The 25,230-nt window shown below is 36.2% G+C and carries 25 protein-coding genes; 9 read left to right on the top strand and 16 right to left on the bottom strand.

Annotated features, from left to right (window positions below; genetic code table 11):
• The 3 genes from B3P23_RS05815 to B3P23_RS05805 all read right to left on the bottom strand — a co-directional run bounded on the left by B3P23_RS05815 (position 1) and on the right by B3P23_RS05805 (position 5,447).
• Positions 1 to 3,093: a SusC/RagA family TonB-linked outer membrane protein gene (locus B3P23_RS05815; protein ID WP_293925034.1), complete on the bottom strand. Its 3,093-nt coding sequence runs from the start codon at positions 3,091 to 3,093 to the stop codon at positions 1 to 3.
• Positions 3,094 to 3,159: 66 nt separating this feature from the next.
• The gene (locus B3P23_RS05810; protein WP_293925033.1) at positions 3,160 to 4,110 is read right to left on the bottom strand and encodes a carbohydrate kinase family protein; all 951 of its coding nucleotides are present in this window, start codon (positions 4,108 to 4,110) and stop codon (positions 3,160 to 3,162) included.
• Positions 4,111 to 4,112: 2 nt separating this feature from the next.
• Entirely contained in the window at positions 4,113 to 5,447 is a 1,335-nt protein-coding gene (locus B3P23_RS05805; RefSeq protein WP_414713123.1) for a sugar porter family MFS transporter, read from the bottom strand.
• Positions 5,448 to 5,743: 296 nt separating this feature from the next.
• Here B3P23_RS05805 and B3P23_RS05800 point away from each other — a divergent pair, with 296 nt between their 5' ends.
• Positions 5,744 to 8,491: a substrate-binding domain-containing protein gene (locus B3P23_RS05800; RefSeq protein ID WP_293925031.1), complete on the top strand. Its 2,748-nt coding sequence runs from the start codon at positions 5,744 to 5,746 to the stop codon at positions 8,489 to 8,491.
• A gap of 66 nt (positions 8,492 to 8,557) precedes the next feature.
• Here B3P23_RS05800 and B3P23_RS05795 read toward each other — a convergent pair whose 3' ends face one another.
• Positions 8,558 to 8,839 carry a hypothetical protein gene (locus tag B3P23_RS05795; RefSeq protein WP_260948493.1) on the bottom strand — a complete coding sequence of 94 codons (282 nt, stop codon included), beginning with the start codon at positions 8,837 to 8,839 and terminating at the stop codon, positions 8,558 to 8,560.
• A 291-nt stretch (positions 8,840 to 9,130) separates the two neighbouring features.
• Positions 9,131 to 9,715 carry a DUF3267 domain-containing protein gene (locus B3P23_RS05790; protein WP_293925030.1) on the bottom strand — a complete coding sequence of 195 codons (585 nt, stop codon included), beginning with the start codon at positions 9,713 to 9,715 and terminating at the stop codon, positions 9,131 to 9,133.
• 304 nt (positions 9,716 to 10,019) lie between these two features.
• On the opposite strand from B3P23_RS05790, the gene B3P23_RS05785 reads away from it, so the two are divergent.
• Both B3P23_RS05785 and B3P23_RS05780 read left to right on the top strand, forming a co-directional pair.
• Complete coding sequence (locus tag B3P23_RS05785; protein WP_293925029.1) at positions 10,020 to 10,529, top strand: ClbS/DfsB family four-helix bundle protein; 510 nt, start codon at positions 10,020 to 10,022, stop codon at positions 10,527 to 10,529.
• Positions 10,530 to 10,583: 54 nt separating this feature from the next.
• Positions 10,584 to 10,940, top strand: coding sequence for a hypothetical protein (locus tag B3P23_RS05780; protein WP_260948490.1), 357 nt, complete (start codon positions 10,584 to 10,586; stop codon positions 10,938 to 10,940).
• A 158-nt stretch (positions 10,941 to 11,098) separates the two neighbouring features.
• Here the strand turns inward: B3P23_RS05780 and B3P23_RS05775 are convergent, their stop codons facing one another.
• The 4 genes from B3P23_RS05775 to B3P23_RS05760 all read right to left on the bottom strand — a co-directional run bounded on the left by B3P23_RS05775 (position 11,099) and on the right by B3P23_RS05760 (position 13,452).
• Positions 11,099 to 12,010, bottom strand: a complete 912-nt coding sequence (locus B3P23_RS05775; protein ID WP_293925028.1) for an NAD(P)/FAD-dependent oxidoreductase — start codon at positions 12,008 to 12,010, stop codon at positions 11,099 to 11,101.
• A 116-nt stretch (positions 12,011 to 12,126) separates the two neighbouring features.
• Positions 12,127 to 12,546 (bottom strand): VOC family protein, encoded by a 420-nt coding sequence (locus B3P23_RS05770; RefSeq protein ID WP_293925027.1) that lies wholly within the window; start codon positions 12,544 to 12,546, stop codon positions 12,127 to 12,129.
• A 12-nt stretch (positions 12,547 to 12,558) separates the two neighbouring features.
• The gene (locus B3P23_RS05765) at positions 12,559 to 13,008 is read right to left on the bottom strand and encodes an SRPBCC family protein (protein WP_248755781.1); all 450 of its coding nucleotides are present in this window, start codon (positions 13,006 to 13,008) and stop codon (positions 12,559 to 12,561) included.
• A 21-nt stretch (positions 13,009 to 13,029) separates the two neighbouring features.
• A complete protein-coding gene (locus B3P23_RS05760; RefSeq protein ID WP_293925026.1) occupies positions 13,030 to 13,452 on the bottom strand; it encodes an SRPBCC domain-containing protein in 423 nt (140 codons plus the stop codon).
• Positions 13,453 to 13,581: 129 nt separating this feature from the next.
• On the opposite strand from B3P23_RS05760, the gene B3P23_RS05755 reads away from it, so the two are divergent.
• The 3 genes from B3P23_RS05755 (at position 13,582) to B3P23_RS05745 (ending at position 16,437) form a co-directional block, all read left to right on the top strand.
• Positions 13,582 to 14,574 (top strand): GlxA family transcriptional regulator, encoded by a 993-nt coding sequence (locus B3P23_RS05755; protein ID WP_293925025.1) that lies wholly within the window; start codon positions 13,582 to 13,584, stop codon positions 14,572 to 14,574.
• Between the two features lie 608 nt (positions 14,575 to 15,182).
• Positions 15,183 to 15,590, top strand: a complete 408-nt coding sequence (locus B3P23_RS05750) for a helix-turn-helix transcriptional regulator (protein WP_094772280.1) — start codon at positions 15,183 to 15,185, stop codon at positions 15,588 to 15,590.
• A gap of 82 nt (positions 15,591 to 15,672) precedes the next feature.
• Positions 15,673 to 16,437, top strand: a complete 765-nt coding sequence (locus B3P23_RS05745) for an SDR family NAD(P)-dependent oxidoreductase (RefSeq protein WP_293925024.1) — start codon at positions 15,673 to 15,675, stop codon at positions 16,435 to 16,437.
• Positions 16,438 to 16,461: 24 nt separating this feature from the next.
• Here the strand turns inward: B3P23_RS05745 and B3P23_RS05740 are convergent, their stop codons facing one another.
• From B3P23_RS05740 to B3P23_RS05730, 3 genes are all read right to left on the bottom strand, one after another.
• Positions 16,462 to 16,731 carry a hypothetical protein gene (locus B3P23_RS05740; RefSeq protein WP_045755091.1) on the bottom strand — a complete coding sequence of 90 codons (270 nt, stop codon included), beginning with the start codon at positions 16,729 to 16,731 and terminating at the stop codon, positions 16,462 to 16,464.
• A gap of 622 nt (positions 16,732 to 17,353) precedes the next feature.
• On the bottom strand, positions 17,354 to 18,187 hold the full coding sequence (locus B3P23_RS05735; RefSeq protein ID WP_045755092.1) for a ferritin-like domain-containing protein: 834 nt from the start codon (positions 18,185 to 18,187) through the stop codon (positions 17,354 to 17,356).
• 20 nt (positions 18,188 to 18,207) lie between these two features.
• Positions 18,208 to 18,930, bottom strand: a complete 723-nt coding sequence (locus B3P23_RS05730; protein WP_094772279.1) for a ferritin-like domain-containing protein — start codon at positions 18,928 to 18,930, stop codon at positions 18,208 to 18,210.
• Between the two features lie 364 nt (positions 18,931 to 19,294).
• Here B3P23_RS05730 and B3P23_RS05725 point away from each other — a divergent pair, with 364 nt between their 5' ends.
• Entirely contained in the window at positions 19,295 to 20,170 is an 876-nt protein-coding gene (locus B3P23_RS05725) for a hypothetical protein (RefSeq protein ID WP_293925023.1), read from the top strand.
• 74 nt (positions 20,171 to 20,244) lie between these two features.
• On the opposite strand, the gene B3P23_RS05720 is transcribed toward B3P23_RS05725, so the two are convergent.
• The 3 genes from B3P23_RS05720 to B3P23_RS05710 form a co-directional block, all read right to left on the bottom strand.
• Entirely contained in the window at positions 20,245 to 22,302 is a 2,058-nt protein-coding gene (locus B3P23_RS05720; RefSeq protein ID WP_293925022.1) for a heavy metal translocating P-type ATPase, read from the bottom strand.
• Between the two features lie 60 nt (positions 22,303 to 22,362).
• Positions 22,363 to 22,785 carry a Fur family transcriptional regulator gene (locus B3P23_RS05715; RefSeq protein ID WP_045755095.1) on the bottom strand — a complete coding sequence of 141 codons (423 nt, stop codon included), beginning with the start codon at positions 22,783 to 22,785 and terminating at the stop codon, positions 22,363 to 22,365.
• 348 nt (positions 22,786 to 23,133) lie between these two features.
• On the bottom strand, positions 23,134 to 23,526 hold the full coding sequence (locus B3P23_RS05710) for a group III truncated hemoglobin (protein WP_045755096.1): 393 nt from the start codon (positions 23,524 to 23,526) through the stop codon (positions 23,134 to 23,136).
• 124 nt (positions 23,527 to 23,650) lie between these two features.
• Between B3P23_RS05710 and B3P23_RS05705 the strand changes: the two genes are divergently transcribed.
• Together B3P23_RS05705 and B3P23_RS05700 are read left to right on the top strand one after the other, a co-directional pair.
• Positions 23,651 to 24,013: a hypothetical protein gene (locus B3P23_RS05705; RefSeq protein WP_094772277.1), complete on the top strand. Its 363-nt coding sequence runs from the start codon at positions 23,651 to 23,653 to the stop codon at positions 24,011 to 24,013.
• A 44-nt stretch (positions 24,014 to 24,057) separates the two neighbouring features.
• Positions 24,058 to 24,495, top strand: a complete 438-nt coding sequence (locus tag B3P23_RS05700; protein WP_045753523.1) for an RrF2 family transcriptional regulator — start codon at positions 24,058 to 24,060, stop codon at positions 24,493 to 24,495.
• A 157-nt stretch (positions 24,496 to 24,652) separates the two neighbouring features.
• Here the strand turns inward: B3P23_RS05700 and B3P23_RS05695 are convergent, their stop codons facing one another.
• Entirely contained in the window at positions 24,653 to 25,084 is a 432-nt protein-coding gene (locus B3P23_RS05695) for a nuclear transport factor 2 family protein (RefSeq protein WP_248755773.1), read from the bottom strand.
• Positions 25,085 to 25,230: the final 146 nt, after the last annotated feature.

Below are 25,230 nucleotides of genomic sequence, written 5' to 3'. Positions count from 1 at the left end.
TTAAAATGAAACATTTATACCTGCGGTAATTGAAAACGGAATTGGATACCCCGAATTTGGGGTTTCTGGATCTACACCTGTATATTTATAATTTCCCCAGCTCTTTTTAAATGCCAACAGGTTTTCGCCTAATACATAGAATCTTACTCCCTGACTTTTAATTCTTTTCAATACAGATGAGGACAAACTATATCCCAATTCCAGTGTTCTCAACTTAAAATAAGAGGCGCTTTCTACAAAGTAACTAGAGAATCTTTTTTCATTATTGAGATCGTTAAATGATAAAGCTGGAATATCTGATTGCGAGTTTTGAGGCGACCATGCATCCAGTACGCGTGTACCATAATTTTCACCACCAAAAAAGCTGATAAAATCCGTATAACCTTTAGCAGAATTGTTAACCAAACCACCATAAACCCCATTCCAGAACATACTCAAGTCCCATTGCTTATAGCCTACCGAGAAATTTACTCCATAAATAAAATCTGGATCGGCAATACCTAGCCAAGTTCGGTCTTCATCACCGATTCGACCATCTTGATTGATATCTTGATATCTGATTCGTCCTAACCCTTTGCCGACCTGTTCTGCATGCGCATTCACCTCTTCCATGGTTCTAAAAAGACCATCCGCTACATATCCAAACATGGAATTAAGTGGCCTTCCTAAAATGGTTTGATCTACCCCATTTCCAGGATAAGAATTAATAACATCTTCTGGTAGTTTGACTATTTTATTGCGGTATCCAGCCATGTTTCCCGTTACGGAATACTTCCAATTGTTATGAGATGATGAATAGGATAACAAAAATTCATATCCCCTATTTGACATACTTGCTCCATTTACCCAACGATTGCCCCCTTCACCCAAAGTGGCAATAAAAGGTGGCGATATCAGGATATCCGAGGTGTTCTTTTTAAAATAATCGAATGAACCTGTTAGTTTTTGATTAAAAAATCCAAAATCCACACCAATATTATGCTGAGTAGCCGATTCCCAGCGTAGATTTGGGTTAGGTTGCTGTACACGTCTATATCCAGAAGGTAGTGTACCTGTACCAGCACCATTGATATCGTATGCGGTTCCATTGTCAGGATCCCATGTTGGATTAGTCGCATAACTCGCTTGATACATCCCATAAGAAGCGAAATCACCAATCTCTTGATTACCTACTTTTCCCCAACCATAGCGTATTTTCAGATCCGATATGACATCGACAGATTTCAGGAAATCTTCTTGACTTAAACGCCAACCTGCAGATAAAGCAGGGAACCAACCAAATTGATTGTTAGCTCCAAATCGGGATGAACCGTCGTATCTTGCTGTTGCAGATAGCAAATATTTATCCGCTAAATTGTAGTTTACTTTTCCAAAATACGAAAGCAGTCGGTAGGCAGTACCACTCCCACTATTTGTTTGGATACCCTCTCCAGCATCCAGATACATATAATCGGGATCTTCAGAAGCAAATTTACGACGTCCTGCCTGCAGATTCTCAGCATAATAATCTATGAGCTCCTGACCAGCCAAAAAATCAAAATGATGCTTTTCATTCAGGATCCATTTATAGGTCAGCGTATTATTCCACACATAGTTACCCCATCTATTATTAACATTGTTTAAACTTGCTGTATTTTCGGACATGAATCCAGAAACATAGGTTTTCTGCATATTGCGGTCCCAAAGGAAAGAATAGTCCATCCCAAGCATGGATCTAAATTTTAGATTTTCTAACAATTTCACTTCGATATACATATCGCCAAATAAACGCAGCATATTTCGTCTATTCTGCTCATTATCGGCGATCAGTCTAACCGGATTTTGACGATCGCTCATCCCTGCTACAGGACCACCCCAACCCATACCATCTACAGTATGTACAGGAACGATCGGTTGTATATTACGCGTGCGATCTAACACATTGCCTAGTACATCTTGTTTTATTTTGGTGATCGATAAGTTTTCACCTATTTTCACACGACCCTCCAGTAAATTAAAATCTGTATTTAACCGACCGGACAGACGCTCAAAATACGTTCCTTTAACCGTTCCTTGATTATCGAAATAATCCACAGAAAAGAGTGCTCTACTTTTATCGTTACCCGTCATTAAGCTTAAATTGTAATTCTGTACTAAAGCCGTCTGTCCCACTTCCTGTACCCAATCGGTATTGGCAGCACGCATTGTCTTAGCATCATCAATATATTCGGGTACTGTAATTTCATTCAGTTGCCAGCTGCCATCACTATTTTGCAAATCTTTAAACGTATAAACTCCAAAGTTTGGATCTGTACCATCATGACGTGCAGCTTGCCATTGTACACGCCCCCGTTGCTGGGTATCCAGCCAGTCCAATGATTTTGCATAATTTTTGATACCAGTAGATACACGTGCATCTACACGTGTAGCACCTTTACCCCCTTTTTTTGTCGTAATAATGATTACCCCATTAGCTGCGCGAGAGCCATAGATGCTTGATGAAGATGCATCTTTAAGAATCTGAATCGATTCAATATCAAGTCCAGATATTTCATTCATGGATTTAGTACTTGGCATACCATCAATAATATATAAAGGGCTGTTGTTGCCCAAAGTTCCAATTCCACGAATGAGCACATTGGCAGAACCGTCAGGTGAACCACTAGTCGTAATAAATGCACCAGGTACTCGACCTTGAAGGCTTTTCATGACATTGCCTGTTAAGGGTGCATTTATTTCATCCATTCTCACTACTGCGACTGCCCCCGTCAGATCTGCTTTACGCTGCGTTTGATATCCCGTAACGACAACCTCATCCAAGTTTTCTCCTTCGTCCATCACCACATTTACGACTCGTTGCTCGCCCACAGTTACATATACTATTTTCTTGCCGACACGAGTATAGCGGATCTGAGTACCTTTGGTGGCATTTATTTTATAATTTCCATTTTCATCGCTAGCAGTCACATGCTGTGTTCCCATTATGGTGACTGTCACATCGGATAGTGGAAGTCCCTTGTTATCGGTAATTTTTCCAGACAACGGAATGTCTTGGGCATACACCGTTGACAACAGGCATCCCAGGAACAATAGTGTAAAAACTATTCTTCTCATAATTTAGTAAATTTTAGTTGTTTATAATTAGCGTTTATCAAGATATAGGTTAGGTCAATCTTTTTCTTAACTTGAATTGGCCTCCCCTCTTCCCAAATAATGAATCCATTCAAATCTGTTGATCGTACTCGCATCATAGCTTGGACATGCTCCAGTACTTTGCGTAACAAAAGCACTTAGCGTAGCCGCAAACCCCATGGTTTCTTCAATACTGATATCAACTTGATTGCGCATACGTTTCGATAAAAAAGCAGCCAAAAAAGAATCTCCACTCCCAATGGTATCCTTCACATCAACCTGATATGCTGCAAAATGATAACTGACGCCCGTTCGTTTAGCGTGATAAATTGCTCCAGCAGCACCATAGGTTACAATGACCTCATCAATAGCATATCGTTGCATAATCTGCTCCACCAACTGTCCATCATTGTCTTCCTTAGGTAGATCTAACCACTGCGCAATAATCCCGAGTTCCTCTTTATTCATCTTCACGAGATCAGCATGACTCAGCAAATCCAACAAGCGCAATTGTGAATAGAAAGGTGCTCGCAAATTAACATCTAACACTTTGTACTTCGCCAACTTTAATAGTTCCTTTAGCGTACGATATGAAACCTCATGACGTGAAGAAAGGCTCCCATACACTAGAAAATCAGCATGCTGAACAGCAATGATATCATCTTCAGTTAACTGGATATAATCCCATGCTACAGGAAAAACAATCTCATAAGTAACTTCCAGTTGTTCATCCACATGTACTTCCACAGTTGAAGTGGCATGCTCCTCATCGACCTGCAAAAGTTTAGTAGGAATACCACGTTCTTCACACCCTGTAATCAATTCACCTCCACCACTATCTTTTCCCACCCGGCTGATGATCTGAGTTTCTAAGCCAAGCTTATTGAGGTGATAAGCAACATTTAAAGGAGCTCCACCAAGTTTTTTACCTGTGGGTAAGTTGTCCCACAGCACTTCACCAAAGCAAAGTCCACGAATGGTTAATTTTTCTCTCCTCATCCTTAATGTAAATTAATCGTTTGATCCATATTTTCTAATGAAGTTCCTTTAGTCTCAGGCATCATACGGATCACAAAAATCAATTGCAATACCATGAAGCCTGCAAAAATCAAGAAGGTGTATCCGCCCCCTAAAAATTCAGTTAGCGCGGGAAAACAAAATGTAATAAGCGCAGCCATCACCCAATGTGTCAGACTCCCGATTGTTTGCCCTTTAGCACGAACATCATTTGGAAAAATTTCGGAAATAAACACCCAGATCACAGCTCCTTGAGAGAATGCAAAAAAAGCAATATAAAGCATCAAATAAAAAGTAATAGACAACCCTTCTGTATGCCCAGAAAAGAAGGCAAATGAAACCAATGATAGCGAAAGGATAAGTCCAATTGATCCCACTAACATGAGTTTTCGTCGACCTACTTTATCAATGAAATTGATAGCCAGTAGCGTGAATATAAAATTTACAAGCCCGATACCCACACTCGATAACAAAGAACTTTGAGCACCTAATCCTGCCATTTCAAATACCCGAGGTGCATAATAGATGATTGCATTAATACCAGAAACTTGATTAAAAACAGCAAATAATATGGCTAAGATCAATGGAGTGCGATATTGTTTAGAAAAAAGAGCACTCGACTGTTCTCCTGCACGTTGACTGATCTGTCGACTATCGATAATCAACTGTACTTCATCTTTATAATTGTCCGCATTGATCTTCTTCATGGTTTCCTCAGCTTCTTCACGTCTATTACGATGTAATAAAAGCCATCTTGGACTTTCAGGAATGAAAAATATAAGTATAAAGAATAATGCAGCTGGAAAAGCTTGGACACCTAGCATCCATCGCCATGACTCCTCACCCCATTGTCCAATCAAATAATTGGACAAATATGCAATGAGTATACCCAATACGACATTAAATTGAAAAAGACCAACAAGCTTACCTCTAGACTTGGCAGGTGAGATTTCTGTAATATAGATCGGTGCGGTGACCGAGGAAACGCCAACACCTATACCTCCTAAAAATCGGAAGATCAAAAAGAGCGACCAGTCATAGGCTAACGCAGTACCTATAGCAGAGAAAAAGTAGAGTAAAGCAACTGCGAAAAGCGTATTTTTTCGACCAAATCGATCAGAAGGTAATGCACCAAGAGCAGCACCAACAACAGTTCCTATCAAAGCGATAGCCATCGTCAATCCATGCTCAAACTCAGTCAAATTCCAAAATACCTGAACTGCTTTCTCCGCTCCAGAAATTACCGCTGTATCAAATCCAAATAAAAATCCTCCCAGGGCCACGACAAATGACCAGGCCAACACCATGTTTTTGTTCATATCACTTTTATAATTGATTAGAAGCAAATCTATGTGCCCAAGTCTACTTTAGAGATACAAATAGCAGACAAATTGAATAAAATTTGATACATGAAACAAAATACCCACAAACACAATGACTTTCAGTTGATTAAATATTGACCCCCATGTATTGATTAGTGAAAATTGAACAAAAAATTATAATCCTGATTCATTTTATACCCCAATAATACTAATGTACTTTTTACACTAAGTTTGAATAGAGAAGCTTCAAAAAATAAAAAAATGTATATTGCCTTTCGTTTATATAATCAAGTATGCCTAGAAGTCTTATATATGTATTCCTCTTGTCCATGTTGCTTTTTATTTCTTGTCAGCAACATCAACCTCAAGAAAAATATACCATCGCTTTTTCTCAGTGTATAGGGACTGATGCATGGAGACAAACCATGCTGCAAGAGATGAAACGTGAACTGAGTTTCCATCCTGAAATAGCATTTCTCTATGCAGATGCAAAAGGTAATAGCAAACAGCAGATCCAACAGATAGAAACTTTTTTAAAACAAGATATTGACTTACTGATCGTATCTCCCAACGAAGCAGATCCACTTACACCGATAGTCAACTCCATCTATCAACAGAATATTCCGGTTATTGTAACTGATCGTAAGACCTCATCTAATCTATATAATGCTTACGTAGGTGCCGATAATGTGGCTATTGGTAATTTGGCAGGCAAATACATAGCAAACACACTCAAAGGAAAAGGCAATATTTCGATCATCACAGGGCTGAAAGGAACCTCAGCATCCATTGAACGAGAAAAAGGTCTTCGCGAATCCTTAAGGGATCACGCAGCAATAAAAATCACCCATGTTCTAGAAGGAGATTGGGAACGAGCAAAGGCTCGTACGCTAGCCCAAGATCATTTGGAAGAATTAGCAAGTAGCGACCTCATTTTTGCTTTCAATGATCAGATGGCATTAGGAGTACGAGAAATTCTGCAGCGATTTGATACCAAAGCTAATCAAATCATCATCGGTGTTGATGCGCTACCAGGTTCCGGCAATGGACTAGAACAGATCAATAAAGGCTATCTGCAAGCTTCCCTACTATATCCAACCGGAGGAGCCGAAGCTATAAGAACAGCAATAGCTATACTAAAAAAGGAATTTTATCAAAGGGACAATCTGTTAGGCACATTAGTCATCGATAGTAGCAATGCTAATCTGATGGCACTCCAATCTGAAAAAATCGAAGTGCAACAAAGCGATATCGATAGGCAACAGATGCTGATCACGGAGCAGAGCAAAATCTACAACGATCAGAAAACCATTCTTAACGTACTGATCATAAGTTTAGTTATGGCTGTAGTATTTGGCGGCGTGTCCATCATTGTGATCAAAAGTAACTGGAGTAAAAATAAAGATTTAGAGAGCCAAAATAAAGAAATCTTACAGCAGCAACAGCAACTCATCGAGATGAGCGAACAAGTCAAAGAAGCTTCTGAAGCACGCAGTAGTTTTTTCACTAATGTATCACACGAATTTAAAACTCCACTTACCCTGATATTAGCTCCTGTAGAAGAATTATTGAAAGAAAAGGGAATTTCAGTGAGTGCTAAGGAACAATTACAACGTATTAGACGCAGCGCGCATAAATTATTCCAGCTTGTAAATGAACTTATTGATATGCATAAGATATCAAAATCCAAGATCAGATTACAGGCAGCACCTGTACCAATAGATCATTTTATACATCAGGTGATCGCAACATTTAAACCTTTATCAACGCTAAATAGAATATCACTTTCCTATAGCAATAGGGCACAAATCAAAGAGCTCTGGTTTGACGAATACCTGCTTGAACAAGTCATGTCCAATCTAATCTCTAATGCTATCAAATTTACCGAGAAGAACGGTAAGATCGAAATCATTTTGGAGCGCAATACTTTTGGCGATTATGTTTACCTCCGCGTCATCGATAATGGCAGAGGCATCAGCCCAGAACATATTGATCATGTATTTGACCCTTTCTATCAAGGCGGTTATAATCCTGATGGTTCTGGTATCGGACTTTCATATGTACAGGAAATTATCAATCTTCATCACGGACAAGTTACTGTCAGTAGTAAACTAAATGAGGGTTCCTGTTTCACCATACGGCTACCTATAGGTCATCTACACCTCAAAAACAATGAACTTAGGGAGACCGTGCCATCAACGGCATCAATTCCCAAACAAGCATTATCGACCTACAACTCGAAGCAGCTCGACGAAGAGGTCAGTTTTACCTCCAGCAGACTTCCAAGCATACTGCTTATCGATGATCATGCTGATATCCGGATGTTTTTAAAGGATCTGTTGAAACAGGAGTATAATATTTATACAGCAGAAAATTATGATCGTGCAGTGGAGCTAGCCACGACTAAATATCCAGACTTAATCGTTTGCGATGTTATGTTACCAGACAAAAGTGGTATAGAAGTACTAAAATATCTAAAATTCGATGCACAGACTTCACACATCCCGATTATCTTGCTCACAGCAATAGATTCAGATGAAGGCAAGATCGCAGGTATGAGAGCTATGGCAGATGCATACCTAACTAAACCTTTCAATACAGATCACTTAAAAGCTGTAATCGAGAATTTATTATATCTACGCAAAGGCTTAAAAGAACGGTATATGAGTGAGATAGATCCATCTGATGATCTGAGCGAACGTGAGTATTCGGAACAGGACAAGCGATTTCTCAACAACTTCTCTGCAGTCGTAGAGTCTAGATTATCCGATCCAAAACTAAGCGTAGAAGATATTAGCTCAGAGCTCCACATGTCACGTGTACAATTGTACCGAAAAGTAAAAGCCCTACTACAATGCAGTGTTAATGAACATTTGCTGCAAAGAAGAATGAAAAAGGCTCAACACCTCATTATGGAAGGACTTAATATTAATGAAATAGCAGAAAAGGTTGGCTTTTCATCAGCCGCTTATTTCACATCCGCATTCAAAAAATATTACGGAATTACTCCATCTGCCTTTAAAAAGGAAAAAATTAAATAAATGGATATGATGATAATAGACAAATAAATCTATAACAATTTATATCCATTTGATTATAAATGTGCACTAATGACTATGATTTGTAATAACCATCTTCACTTGGTAAGGACCTGTATAATGATTACCCACCATGAGGTTCTCATTGACCGTGATGTAATAATCTCCCGTGTCCTTAAATCGATATTTTAAGTCTTTCCCAAATGGACCATCAACGGTACCATCTGGCGAGAAAAGTTGGGCTATTCGAATATTTGCGGTATCTGCTGGACTAAGCAGTGTGATAACGGCCGAATCAGGCTTATTTACGGAGATCAAAATAGTATCTGTTATCCCAGATATTTTGTTCATATTTTTCAAGAAGCTCCCACCATAAAATGAAATATGAGATGGTTCTTGTGTCACGCTATCCTCTGAATTTTGATTTGCATGTAGAGGTTCCCTTGAGTGAGGAGACTCACAGGCAGTATGAATAAGAAACATACTAAAAATTACAAGAACAGATAACCTAACCATAAGTTTTGTTTTCAATAACAATTACAGTAATCGAATGGTTTGTTATATCCATAAAATTAAGGAAATTTAATGAAAGGATGATACATACCTACCGATCAAGGAGAAGTCAAAAAAAAATGACAAATGCTATATCTTTTTAAGAATATAACATCCTGCCTCTGAAGGGTGGTCTAAAACCATCGATGATCGATCCTCCTTCCAAATAAGTTTGACAATTAAAAAATCTCCTGCAGCTGCCCCAGTAAAAAATATGGCAAATAACAAAAGGAATATATTTCCAGTTATCAATGAAATCAAAGCTGGAATAATGCCTAGGATTATAGCAGGCATTAAAGCCCCTATAATATAATGGTTCACTTTTAACGGTTCTTTACAATGACAATATGGAGTTAACATTTTCACTAAAAAACCAAACTTAATGGATTTAAATCCATGTTTAGCATATATGGAAAAAGTTATACCGTGGATCAGTTCATGCAGAACAATTCCAACAATCATAATCAAAAAGATAAGAAGAGGAGCAGAAATAAGGTTACCTCCAAAAGAATCTTTCATTATGCTGATAAAATCTTGTGTAGACCAGAGGAAATAAAATGGAATACCATATGCTAAGATCACTATTGCAAATAAATACAACGCCACAACATTAGCGCGATATAGATCTATGGTTCGCATTTCTTTAGTATAGCTTTCTGTAAAATCTGGTTCCATATAAAAATCGGTTTAATAGTTAATTTATTACTTTTCCATCATCACCTAAAAAAATATGATGGGATACGACATTAATCTTGAAGATAAAAATAAAGCATCACACCAACAATTTTTTCTTATAAAAAGGAATAAAATTATTAACATAGAAATTAAAGAGCTATTTTTGAATAGTAAAATAACTCCATAAAATAAAATTCTATACCATATGTAAACCCAATTCCTATAGTAGGAGGAGATGCTTCTCACCACAAATAAAACAGAAACTGTGGTTATCAATAGCAGTTCTTAACATCAATCAATTAAAATGGCAATTCCAACAAACAAAGAAGAATTACGGCAAGCTGTCGAGATCAATTATAATAAACTAAAAAAAGAACTGAGCAGCATTCCACAAGAGCTGACAAGGATACAGGAATTGGAAGGGCACGCAAAAGGAACAAAGATGAGTATCAATAATCTTTTAGCTTACCTAATCGGTTGGGGAGCATTAGTTTTAAAATGGAACCAAAAGAAAGACAACAATGAGTCTGTCGATTTTCCTGAAACAGGCTATAAATGGAATGAGCTGGGCAGGCTAGCTCAAAAATTCTACGAAGATTATCAAGCGGACGATTTTACAACCTTGAAGCAAAATCTGGACATCCATGTTGACCAGATTTTATCGCTCATAGCGACAAAATCTAATCAAGAACTCTATGAAATCAATTGGTATAAAAATTGGACCTTAGGAAGAATGATACAATTTAATACCTCATCACCTTATGCAAACGCAACTGGAAGAATACGTAAATGGAAAAAACAGAAAGAAATTTAATCGGATTCATATCAATAATCTTTTAACGAACGATAAAGCTTAATCCCAATTCCTATGAAAAATCAAATAAAGCAAGTATTTGTTATCTTATGCTGTATGTTCTTAAGTTGTAATGCCCAAGAAAATCCAAAGATCATTGGAAAATGGGATAGTTCTCTTAAAGATGCAAAAACAGGAAAACTAGTAGAAAAAATCATCTTAGAGTTTACTAAAGATGGACAGTTTCTCCAACATCTAGGAGAAGGAAAGATGCAGCATACCATAATATCAAGTTACAAAATTGAAAAAGACAAAATCATAACTGTAGAAAAAGAAAGTCAGGAAAAATCTGAGTGTAACTATACCATTAATAAAGACACCTTAACGCTATTATACGATGGTATCTCAAATCAATACATAAAATTAAAATAAGAGCTATAACATAGCTGTAAAATGGCGTTTTATATTATTTGAGCACCATTTTACAGATTTTATTTTGATTTATATGACAGATAGAAGTCCATAATAGTCCATTACCTATCCTTGTTGCAAGTCATTATAATTCTATTTCCAGAATAAAAGCAAACAATTTAAAAACGTTCTAATGTCAATTCCATATTAGCGATCGCTCCAGCAATATTTCCTGTACTCACTGCACTGGCTACAGAACGCATCATCGTACTATTATCACCACAAGCATAGATACCAGGAATGGTAGTTTTCTGAAAATTATCAACTTTGATATGCCCTTGTTCAGTCAACTCACATCCTAACTTATTAGGAATAAGAGCGTGTTGAACAAATGGAACCGCAGCATAAATTGTGTCAAAACGTTGCGATGTACCATCTTTAAATATCACTTCTTTGACCTGCCCCGCATCATGTATAATTTCAGCTATTTCCGTCTCTATGACATCAATATGATTGCGGCCTAATTTATCCAATTGCTCCCCTTTGAAATCAGCCTCCCCCACTGTCAAAATACTCAACTGATCAGTCAAATTATTAACTAGTGAAGCAAGATGAAGTGCACGATCTCCACGTGCAATAATTCCTGTTTTTTTATGACGAAACTCATAACCATGACAATATGGGCAATGAATAACAGAAATACCCCAGCAAGCAGCAAATCCTTTTATATCTGGCAAAATATCCGTAACTCCCGTAGCAAAAATCAATTTTCTAGCTTTAAAATTATGTCCACCTGCTGTTATAAGTTCAAATCCTTCTGGCAAAAATTTCACGCTTATTACCTGATCTTCATGAAATTGTACAGTTTCATATTGAGCAACTTGTTCCTTTCCTAACGTTGCAATCTCTAAAGGAGTTTTTCCATCTTGTGTCAAAAAATTATGGGAATAAGGTGTCTGTCGATTACAGGGTATTCCACTATCGATGATGAGCACATTTTTCAAAGAACGCCCTAAGGCCAGTGCTGCTGAAAGTCCTGCATAACTGCCTCCAATAATAGTAACATCATAAATTTCAACCTTTTTCATCATATATCATAGTTTTATTGATCCAGTAGCAAGTGCAGGATCTAATTTTAATAAAGATAATGATTACCGTCTTTATTGCAATAAAGTTGCAATAATTTTATAAAATATAAATTTAATTCTTACGGTTGCATGACACAGGAGATTGCTAACAACCACTTCACATCATAAGCATCGCTTATTTCAATTAGTTTTTGTAAATCATGATGCCTTTTAGGGAAATGATCATGATTGCTTGCGAGTTTATCAACTAACAAATTTCTATAAACAATATTTTCACACATTAAAAAGACAGATAGATGGTTCCCAATGATTCGTCCTTCATCAGCAACTAAATCCGAACCGTGAATAACAATATACTTAGAGATGAGTGATCCAAAAGTTACAGGATTTTTTGGGAAATCCTGTAACTTTTTCGTGAATGTATCAAAATGTAATGTGCCACCAAAACAGCTATGGTAAAATGTTAGCGCTTCTTTACAATTTCCAGAAAATGTGAGGAAGATTCCACTTACTACTTTGTTGGTGTTTTTAAATAACATTGTATCTGAAATTTAAGCATCGGGTATGTCAGGTTCAACTAACTTTTTCATTTTTTCAAGAGACTCCTGCCACCCCAAATAACACATTTCTACAGGTATTATATCTGGAATATTTGTTTGCTCGACAACAAGTTCTGTCCCACAGGATACTTTGTTTAATGATACTGTCGTGATCATTTCGCCAGGTAAATTAGGGTCATCAAATCTATCGCTGTATTGAATCGAAACATGCGGAGTAATTTCTAAATATTCTCCTCCAAATGAATGACCATTTCCAGTACTAAAATTAATAAAGGTCATCTTAAATTTTCCTCCTACTTGAAAATCCATTTGCTGTACCGTACATAAGAAGCCATAAGGAGGTAACCAAGTTGCCAGCGCTATTGGATCTGAGAAAGCACGAAATACTTTTTCAGGACTTGCCTGAATAATCCGATGTAAGGAAACTGTATTCTTTTTCATAACACTAAATTTTAGGATTTACTAATTTTTTGATTCGACATAATTTGAAAAATTGGTTAAAATAGCCTGCCATCCTTGCTTTTGCATTTTTAGATCATTCTCCGTTTCAGCATCGAATGTAGTAACTACAGTTGTTTTACCATCATATTCTGTAAATATTGTTGTGACTTTCCGAGCATCGGCCAAGCGATACGATAGCTTCCTATATAAATCAACTTCATCATAGGTACCTTCAAAATCAAAGCCAAAACTGCCATCCCTTGCCTCCATTCTATTTTTGAACTTTCCATTTACCCGTACATCATTTTCGCTTTTCGGACAGTGCCAGCTCAGGTCTGGACAATTCCACTGCATGATATCATTGGGTGTATTCCAAATCTTCCAAACCGCTTCCGCAGAAGCATGCACGACCGCTGTTACGTTAATCTTTGTTTGTGTTGTCATTGTTCTATGTTTATATTGCTTATACAAAGATGCTACAGTTTACAAAATTTGATCTATTGCAAAAACGACAACTTTAAGGGTGCATTGCGACAAAAACAATTTGTATATTTATGATATAATCTAAAGACGATGCAAATCTCCATTTTCGTTCCACAATATGGTACCATAGAAGGTATTACACCTGCATTTCGAACATTTCACACCGCCAATGAATTCTTGACATTCTTCGGCAAGAAACCGATATTCCATATCGAATACGTCGGTCTACATGAATATGTACATGCAAATAGTGGTGAGTACACGATAAAAACGAATCGATTGCTTAGTGAAGTTATTAAAACGGATCTATTGATCATACCGCCAACTTTTGGAGACATAGATGAAGGTATTAGAGCTAATGCGGATGCTATACCTTACTTCAAAACACTTCATCAAGCGGGTGCTGCTGTTGCTAGCTTATGTGTAGGAGCATTTCTATTAGCTGAAACAGGACTGTTAAAAGGAAAAAAATGTTCTACCCATTGGGCTTACGTCAATGAGTTTAGAGAAAAATATCCCGATATTGAAATCGAAGATGGTACCATTATAACAGCGCATGATCGTATTTATAGTAGCGGTGGTGCCAATAGTTTGTGGAATTTGATATTATATCTAGTTGAGAAATATTCGGATCGTGAAACTGCGATAATGGTATCGAAATATTTTGCCTTAGATATCGGTAGAAATAGTCAGTCTCAGTTTTCCATGTTCAAATGTCAAAGAAATCATAATTTTACCGATATCCAAAAAGTCCAAGATTTTATAGAAGAGCATTATCATGATAAAATCACGGTTGAAGATCTAGCAAACTTAATCAATGTCGGCCGTAGAACATTCGAAAGAAGGTTTAAAGATGCTACAAGCAATACACCGATTGAATATATACAACGTGTACGTATCGAAGCAGCTAAAAAGTACTTCGAAGCATCTAGAAAAAATGTCTCCGAAGTGATGTTTCAGGTAGGTTATACCGACACGAAAGCATTTAGAGATATTTTTAAAAAAATAACAGGACTTAGTCCAATAGAATATAGAAATAACTTTGCAAAAGTTGGAAATGAGCTGACTTCAAAAGAGCATTAGTACTTGAAAAAAACACATTTTTGTTAATTTATCTTTACAATAACCATGCATACATCAATTCTTCTGCCACATTACCATCTGACCAAACGGTGTTCTTAGAATGTGTGTATTCAAAACCAAATTTTTGATTTGCTGCTTTTGAAGCATCATTATTCGCCCGTCCTCTTCACGATACGAAGCTTCTTTCTCATAAGTACTTCCAAACAATTCAGGATTTGTCTTTAAAGCCTCTATTCTGATTAACTTATAATTTCGCCATTGAGATGGGACTATACGCTCTAAATTATAATTACTCATATTTCTTTAACTTATTTAGTTCTTATTTTCATACTTATCTTATTTTCATACTTATAGAGAAGCAATGTTCTGCTAGAAATTTCTAATCATTTGCATTGTTTATAATTCATATGCATGGTTGTAAACTTTAAAGGATAAATCACCGAAATTGCAGTATATAGTCATTAGGAACTGTCAAAAAACTCAGCGTAAATACAAGAATACAATAAAAAATATTTTTTTATTCTTACATTTATATAAGTGTACAAATGAGATAAAACAGTACTTGTATTATTTTAAAACAGCAAGTACGAAATTGCATTTTCGAAGATATGAAAATCCCCAAAAAACTCTTCGTCCGTGAGCAGGAAATAACTGCTGATTTTTTAAGAGCGCTAGATAATCATCTTTCAGATATATTATGTGGCAATAAGGACCAAATGTATGAGATCAGAGATTTTGCTGCCGTGCTGCATATTCATCCCATACATCTCAGTAATACCATCAAATCTGCAACAGGACATTCTCCTTGTTATTTTATGGAAAATCGTTTAATGGAAATTTCAAAATCAATGTTACAGCAAATCAATATACCGATTGCTGAAATTGCAAGGACACTAACATACGATCCCTCAAACTTTACTAAATTCTTTAAACGTTTTTCAGGACAAACTCCTAAACAATACCGAGCCGATTTTTTGTTGAATTTATCTCAGAATCCTGATGGGACTAACGGATAAGCCTTAATCATTGATAAATACTTAAACAGTCACCATTTTTATCAACATTGGTCGCTTAACTTTGTTTTCAATTTAAAAGCACATGGAACCAAAAAATAAAATTGCACTGGTAACTGGCGGTAGCCGTGGACTAGGAAAAAATACAGCTCTCAAAATTGCATCAAAAGGAATTGATATCATCTTAACGTATCAATCTCAAAAAAAAGAAGCAGAAAATACTGTTGAAGAAATAAAAAAACTTGGTGTCAATGCGACTTCCTTACAGCTTAATGTAGCTGACAGCAAAATCTTTGATGCATTCTTTACAGAAGTAAAATCAATCCTAAAATCTGTATTTAATACGGATAGATTTGATTTTTTAATCAACAATGCTGGTATAGGAATACATGCATCTTTCGCTGAAACAACAGAAGAACAATTTGATAATTTAGTAAATATTCACTTCAAAGGAGCATTCTTCTTAACGCAAAAAGCTTTACCACTTCTTCAAGATGGAGGTGCTATCGTGAATATTTCATCAGGACTAGCTCGTTTTTCAACTCCAGGATATGCAGCCTATGCGTCCATGAAAGGCGCTATGGAAACATTAACAAAATATCAAGCCAAAGAACTTGGAGCAAGAGGAATCAGAGCCAATATTGTAGCTCCAGGTGCAATTGAAACTGATTTTGGAAATGGTATGGTGCGCGACAACGAACATGTTAACATCGCCATTGCAGCGCAAACAGCACTCGGCAGAGTAGGATTGCCAGATGATATCGGAGGTGTAGTTGCATTCTTATGTACCGAAGATGCGGAATGGATCAATGCACAACGTATTGAAGTATCGGGCGGTATGTTTTTGTAGCAGAGAAATGATAATAACATCATCTTAATCCATTTCAAAATCGACAAAAACAGCACCATCAAAATGTTGTTCTTCCACATTCCTGAGCGCATCATCGATAACAATTAATGCTGGTTCACCAACTTTAGATGTACTATCTATGCGCACTAGATAATCCCACACGTCCGTGACCTGAATGGGATAGTAACTTGGATTTTCATGATCGATCCCTTGAGCGGATGCTAAAATATTATAACCTCTAATTTGCAGCTGCCTTAATAAATGATAGTTAACAGGTAAAAATTGCATATTCATACATTAAAATAAAGTGCATACAGTTGAAATATCCAGCTCTTATAAAAATTAATTACTTAATCGTAAATGCTCTTTATAATGTATTGCCAAACGTTTAAAATTTAGGCAACGTCTATATTTGAAAATCTTTTAAACAAGACAGGATATTTCAAAATGCGACAAAAGTTCCAAAATAATATTTTTCTAGAGATCAATAACTCAAATATCGCGCCTTACATTTTATTAATAATTTACGATAAACTTCATTATTACACTACTTTTCTATGATCCGACCTTTTATTAATCTTCTTATTGCCAAACAACTATTCACGATGAAATGTTTCAACTTTTTGGGGTAATATAAATGAAATTTCAAATTATCCGAAGAACCATCAATTTTACAATTAAAAGTTTAAGGCTGTAACTGAAATGTGAAGCGAGAGAAGACGAGTTTCGAATGATCTATCCGGATTTATGGAGAGATAGTTAAATTTGGGGAGAATCAGGAAAATACTAATTCCACCATTAGGGAGAGTTGTGGAATATTTGAGATTTAAATCGTGAAGATGATCCAATTCTTATCTTTAAAAAAATGCTCCCCATTCAATATGAATGAGGAGCGATCTCACAAAAATTTAATACACTATTTTTTAATAAACAGACTTGCAATATTAAGTACCGCTTCAGCACCCAATGGTTCATCAAAAGACTGAGTTGCTGCGGCAAGAGATATATTTCCCGACACTCCCTTTAAAGTTGTAATATCGACATTTGCTTGCATTTTGTTATCTTCACCCATATAAACAGGATCTACAACTGCACCAATCCCGCTATCATTAGCTCCTGTTATCCATGGCTTTTGATTGGCTGCTCCACCTCCGCGAGCTCTTCGCATCTGACGGATATGAGATGCGTGACGAGCCTCTACAGAATGGATTTGTAAAGCAGCAGTTAGTACAACCTTGTTGCCTAACAATATTCCAGCCTGACCTTTATAAGCACGTACACCAGTATCTTCAAAAGCCTGAGCTAAAGCTAAAAATGTATCATAATCACTAAATACATTGGCAAAAGTACCACCTGCTGTAAAATCAAATGTAGGTTTAGAAACAGCCTTATCACCTAACACCTGTTTCAAAAATTTAACGTGAGCATTTTCGTGATCGCGAATCGTCGTGATGGCGCCCAATGGTCTACCTGAAGGAATCAGATTTGAAGCCGCCACGCCCATCGTGTAATACTCCGCTTCAAGATATTCCAAGGTCAACGCATAGTTCAACACCCCAGTCACATCGGTAGGTGCAGTAGCTCCGTATGCTTTCTTAAACAAATCACTTATGAGGAAAGGCAAAGAAGCCAATGTAATTTTTTTACCAAATGAAGTCATATTTCGAATAACTTCTCTACGAGGGCTAATGCGATCTGTAAATTCAGGATCAACATTATTTATTTCGTCAAAAACATTTAAAAGATTCATAACAATAAAATTTAAAAAAGTTAGTAAGTAGGTAAATCCTTTACATCAATTTTAGATTTGATAAAAGGGGCAGCAGCTTGCAGCACTATGCTAGGACTTTTTGCAACATCAAGACCATTTGAATCGATGACCTCCTGATTAGCGAAACTTCCATTATCAATAAGATCTCTGATCCATGCAGCATGTCTAGCTTCCACTGAAACGATCTTGCCTGCTAACAGTAGATAAGATACATCCTTGATCAACCATCCTGCGCCATTATAGGCAGATACCCCTAGATCTTCAAATGTTTTTGCTGTAGCCAATACGCTGTCACGGCTAGAAAAGTTAATCCCCGAGAGATTAAATTCCAGATCTAATATTGCTTTGTCTCCTAATGCTTTTTTGAAAAACTCACGATGTGCAATTTCATGATCGCGAATGTCTGTAAAAAAGCTCTTTTCCATGTCTGTAATACCAGAAAAAGGGCTGTTTACAACTTTAATGTAAAATGCAGCTTCAAGCTGTTCCAGTGCGTAAGCATAATTCAAAATAGCAATGTCGCCACTACCAAAATAAAAACCATCACCGCCCATATCAACATCGTCATTACGATCCTTTTTACAACTTGAAAGACCTAACAAAGCGACACCGGCAAGTCCAGCACCAGTAAATTTTAAGAAATCCCTTCTATGAAGGTCTTTTTTATCGAGGTGTTCTTTTTCATCGATTAAACACTCTTTTTGAGATGACATCTTTTCCATAACATATTCGTTTTTTAGTGTATAATTTTAGTTTCTAAAACTATATACGAGAACTGTTACTCCATGGATTGGACAATTTTACTTTTTTTAATAAATAATTTAAAAACCCGTTTAAATCATTAGATATCAGCACAATAACAGTGTCGCTTCATATTTTTTAGTTCAATTAATCAAAAAAACTGTTTATTAGCGTGCTTAGATTTAAAAAAATACATCCAAACCAGATGTAGCCCACCATGACATTTCGGTTGCATAACTTTGTGGATAATAAAATTAAATCAATTTCAGGTAGAATAATAAAAAATAACGATATTACAAGAGATCAAATAGATTAATCAAGCTATTATCAAGACAATTAATGATCATGACTAATACAGCACTACTCATTGGCAACGACATCAACAATATCAACAAAGGAACAAGTTGGAATGATCTGTTAATTAGCATCAAAAACAAATACCATGTTCAAACTTTAGAAAATGGTCGGAAACCATTTCCTATGCTCTATGAAGAGATATTTTTAAGCGCCATACAGCAACAACACATGGATGAAAAGGAACTTAAAACCTTTATTGCTGATGCCGTTTCTAATATCCAACAAAATGAGCTTCACGAACTGATTAGGGAATTATCGGTTGAAAATATCATGACAACCAATTATGATTTCAGTTTAGCCGGTACACATCCGAAAGAGAAAACTAGTCTGGTAAATGAAACGACATACAGTGTATTTAGAAAATATCATTCTTTAAACAAGACTTACTGGCATATACATGGAGATTGCAATAATCCCTTCTCTATTAATCTAGGTTATGAACATTACTGCGGGCAATTACAAAAAATGCGAGATTACGTTGTCAATGGACCAAATTATTCAGCAAGCACAAAAATATATAAAGCTTCTCTGATCAGAAGGTTACAGGCAGGAAGACAAATGGCTTTACAATCCTGGATCGACCTTTTCTTCACTACTGACATTCATATTTTCGGACTTTCATTAGATTTTGTAGAGATCGACCTGTGGTGGCTTTTGACCTATCGAGCGAGAAACAAATTTTATAAGAAAAATACTTTTATAAAAAATCAGATCTACTATTACATCCCACACAAATATGTAAAAGATTCATCCGATAAAATTCAGCTATTACGTGCTAATGATGTGAAAGTTGAGATTATCGATGAAGAAAATAAATCGAAGTATTATCAAAAAATAATAAACAGCATTAAGCTCAAATTATAGCGACTACCGATCATATAGAGATAAAAGATATAATACGTTTGTTTTTTGAAATAAACAAACGTATTAAGATCATATTAAAATTTCATTTTTTGAATTCGTACCGCATTCAATATAGCGATCAAAGATACACCGACATCTGCAAAAACAGCCTCCCACATCGTTGCTATCCCACCTGCTCCCAAGATCAGTACAATTCCTTTGATCACAAAAGCTAATGTAATATTTTGCCATACAACGCGTTTAGTCTGCTTACCTATACGAATCGCGACTGGTATTTTGGATGGCTTATCATCTTGAATCACTACATCTGCAGTTTCAATGGTCGCATCGCTACCTAGTCCCCCCATTGCAATACCTACATCACTTAACGCCACAACCGGAGCATCATTGACTCCGTCTCCAACAAATGCCACCCGTTGATGTTGTGCTTTGATTTCTTTTAGCTTATTTACTTTATCTTCGGGCAACAGATCTCCAAAAGCTTGATCAATACCCAATTGATCAGCCACATAGCGAACAACAGTGCTTTTATCTCCGCTTAGCATAGTTGCTTTTACATTTAGTTTGTGCAACTGTTTAATGGTATCCAATGCATCAGCTTTAATGCTATCCGCAATAGTAATATAACCAACAAACTGACCATCATACGCAACAGCAATCACCGTATATACAATCGTCGCGGGGTCAATATCATAACGGACATTAAATCTATCCATTAACTTAAAATTACCCACCAGCAATTGTTTTCCACCCACTACAGCCTTTAATCCATGTCCCCCAATTTCTTCCACTTGATCTAAGCGAAGGTTGGGATCGACCTCACCGACATACTGATGGATAGCTGTAGCGACGGGATGGGTACTTTTACTTTCTAAGGCATTCACCATTTTTAAGATTACTGCCTGATCAAAATCTGAATTAAAATTAACTTCTTGTACCTGAAAGATCCCTTCAGTCATGGTGCCCGTTTTGTCCATGACCACATGTTGTATAGTCGCTAGCGTATCCAGAAAATTACTTCCTTTAAACAATATACCATTGCGACTGGCTGCACCTATTCCTCCAAAATAACCCAGAGGAATAGAAATAACTAGAGCACAGGGGCAAGAAATCACTAAAAATACTAAAGCCCGATATAACCAGTTACTAAACATGTAATCTGCTACAAACAGCGCTGGCAATAAACAAATACCGATCGCTAGAAAAACAACTATTGGCGTATATACTTTTGCAAATTTACGGATGAACAATTCAGTAGGTGCTTTTTGAGCCGTTGCATTTTGTACCAGCTCTAGGATCTTACTCAATTTACTATCTGTATACGAAGTCGTTACCTTAACCATACTGACCATATTCAAATTGATCATTCCCGCAAGGACAGAGTCACCTTTTGATTTACGATCAGGTTTACTTTCTCCAGTCAAAGCGGCTGTATTAAAAGAAGCTTCATCCGATAGTAATTCACCGTCTAAACCTAATTTTTCTCCTGGTTTTAATTGAATAATAGATCCGATCTCTGCATTTGCAGCTTTTATGATTTGTGGCTGATTATCGATCAAAATAGTAACTTCGTCTGGGCGCTGATCCAAAAGCGCCTTAATATTTCCTTTAGCCCTTGATACAGCTAAAGTTTGAAAAACTTCACCAACAGCATAAAATAGCATGACCGCAACAGCCTCGGGATATTCACCAATAGCAAATGCACCAAGGGTAGCGATAACCATTAATAAAAATTCTGAAAAAACATCACCCTTACGTATACTGACAACCGCATCTTTAATAACAGGAAAACCCACAGGAACATACGCAACTACATACCATACAACCCTTATCCAACCTTCAAACCACTCTTGTGCCATCCAATTATCCAAAGCAATAGCTGCCATCAAAAGTACAAAAGAGATGATTGCAGGAGCAAACAGTTTCAATGGACTGCCTGCTACATGATCATGATTGTGCCCATCATCATCACTATGTTTAGTATGATCGTGTCCCTCATGATCATGACCTTTACATTTGTTCTGATGGTCAACCAATTCAGGAGCACCAGCTTGTGTATATATCTTTGTCGCCTCTGTACAGCAAAGCTGATTTCCAGCCTGATCATACGTATGTTTGTGTTGTGTAGTCATTGTATAAGATTTCTTAAACCTATTAATAATATCAAAGATAATCACTCATGAGATGCAATATTATTGCATAGTTTCATTCATACAGTTTTCACAGATTCCTTTAGCAAAAAATCGAACCTCATCCATTCGAACTGCACTATTAATGGGTGAAGAAAAGCTGATATCTGTCCGGCATGTGGTCTGCTTACAGATCTTACAATAAAAATGAAGATGCCAATCCTTATGGGTTTCCTCATTACAGTCATCATGGCAGAGTATGTATTTACTTGTATTATTTTCTTGTATACTATGGACGATACCTTTTTCTTCAAAAGTTTTGAGTGTGCGGTAAAGTGTTATTCGGTCTGCAGGATAGAAATGGGATTCCATTTCCGACAACGATAAAGCAATATGTTGTGAAGCCAAAAAATCGTAAACCAAAATCCGCATACTCGTTGGCTTCGTATTTTTATCTCGAAGTTTATTCTCAATTTCGCTATTCATTTACTTGTTTTTAAACCGGATATCATCCATTTTAATTTTTAAAGCCAGATTTAATCTTCCACCAAACGTGCTGTACAGAAATACGATCAAAAAAATGATTGATTATGCTACTGAAATTTACATATAAATATATAAACTGTACATCTTAATAATTTCAAATGGATATGTATTAATAAACTATCATCAACAATTAAGATACCACCTTTCTGATGTCAACATTAGCCCTTGCAAAATGGATGATATTTTAATTACATTTTATCCATAACATGATCATATATCTTCAAATATCAATACTCTAATGTAGAGCCAACAGGGTTTAATTACTTTTCAAAAGGTGGTTTGGGAGTGTTAAGTGAGAGGTTTAGTCTTTAGGTTATTAAAATAGTTGATTTTAGATAAAAACATAGTGGCCATCTTCTCTCCTCTATGAATCGCTTCATCAGCTTTTTCTCCTTCAAAAAATTCGTGCACTGTACGATACCAAAGCTTTAACCAAGCATCAAAATGCGCATTAGTAAGCGCCATGGCAGCATGTGGTGGAAATGGACTTCCAAAGTAGCTATGCTGTTCCAGCAAAATAGTTTGCCAAAAGCTATACATTTTTTTTAAATGTTCCTCCCAACGTCCTTCCAATAAATTATTGAAGATGGGCCCAATAAGCAAATCCTCACGAACCCGCCCATAAAATGTATCAACAAGTAATTGAATATCTGCTAGTGTTGTGATATCTTTCTTTTTCATATGCCCGGTACATAATTAATAAAACGATTATTTTCAGTATTATATGTATGATCAAATATAATCATAATTAAAAGAGTTAAAAGTCTTTTATTACTATATTTGTGTTAATCAAAAAAAAACTGACATGGAAATGAATAAAAACAACACGCCTGTATCGCTATATCAAGGAGTATCTCATGCATCAGAAAAACCAATAGTGACGCTTTTATTAGAAACATCATCGACCAAAGAACTCCGGATATGTCTAGCAAAAGGAGTACTGATGGTCGATCATAAAAGCCCCTTTCCTATTGTCATACACATCCAGGAAGGATCCATCAACTTAAATATTGCAGGCGTTATGCATACCATGACAAAAGGAGATCTCATTGGCATAGAAGGAGCCATAATTCACAATCTTAAGGCAACTGAGAATAGCATCATCAGGCTTTCCATACATAAAAAGGATCATATGGAACGTGTACAGAATGTCTTAAATACCAATTAGAGCTGTATCTTTGCATAAAATACGACAATTAATAGAATCAAAAAATGGGTGTTTTTTCTAAAACCTGTGAATATGCCATCCGTGCGGTATTTTATATCGCTCAAAGCTCTCAAGAGGGACGAAAGGTAGGTATTAAAGAAATTGCTGAAAAAGTAAAGTCTCCGGAACCCTTCTTAGGGAAAATTCTTCAAAACTTGAGTAAAGTAGGTATAATACAATCTTCAAAAGGGCCCCATGGTGGATTCTTTATTGATCCAGAAGGATTAAAAAAGCCCATTGCTGATATTGTATTAGCCATAGATGGCGAACAGATTTTTACAGGTTGCGGCATGGGATTAGATTATTGCTCGGAAAAAAATCCATGTCCACTTCACCATGATTTTAAAAAAGTAAGAAATCAATTAAGCAGTATGCTCAAAAAGACAAGTATCGGACAGTTTAATCTCCAACTCATAAAAGGAAGTGTTACTTTATATAAATGACAATTCACTCCTTTATTTTTATTTAGGAGTATTCACAGCGAACATATTATAATACATGTAACATCGAACGATCGTATTTGAAAAGAAAAACTCAACAAAAAAGGTCCTATCTCTCGACAGGACCTACATAAACATATGATACTTAATTAAACAATTCCTACAAATAACTATTGATTGATTTAGAAACTCTCCAGACACCGCCTTCATTGATTAAGGTAACCAATTCCATTCTTGTAAAATTTTCAAACTGCATCGTGATTTTTGCCACCATATAGTTTGCAGACTTCTCTAAAATTGAAGTTGTTGTTTTGCAGTTTAACTGATACCCTTTTTGCTTCTTCAAAAAACTGATCACTTCAGCTCTACTATTTGTTTTGATATTTTTGCCATGTACCTTTTGACTATAATCTGATGCAAATAATTGTTCCAGTCCAAGCGATTGCCCTTCCGTGATCACTTCTACATAATGAGTGATAGCAAAATCTGCAGTAGATAGATTAATTGCTTTTTCCGGACGTTCAGCGGCGATGGTCAAGGTCGAAATTGCTACCAATACTGCTGCTGTGAATGTTTTTACTAATGTTTTCATAATGTCTTTATTTTATAGATTTAGTTTTCTTTAGTGATCAGTTAGTCAATCAAATATTTCTTTCAACTTTCTGATTCAAAATTAAGACAAGTAAACAATCAATTTTATTACATTTAGATCAACAATAGCTAAAACTCGGTAAACAG

The organism is Sphingobacterium sp. UBA6320, from assembly GCF_002440335.1.
In the GTDB taxonomy this organism is placed as follows: Bacteria; Bacteroidota; Bacteroidia; order Sphingobacteriales; family Sphingobacteriaceae; genus Sphingobacterium.
This window is presented reverse-complemented; position numbering and strand designations above follow the sequence as displayed.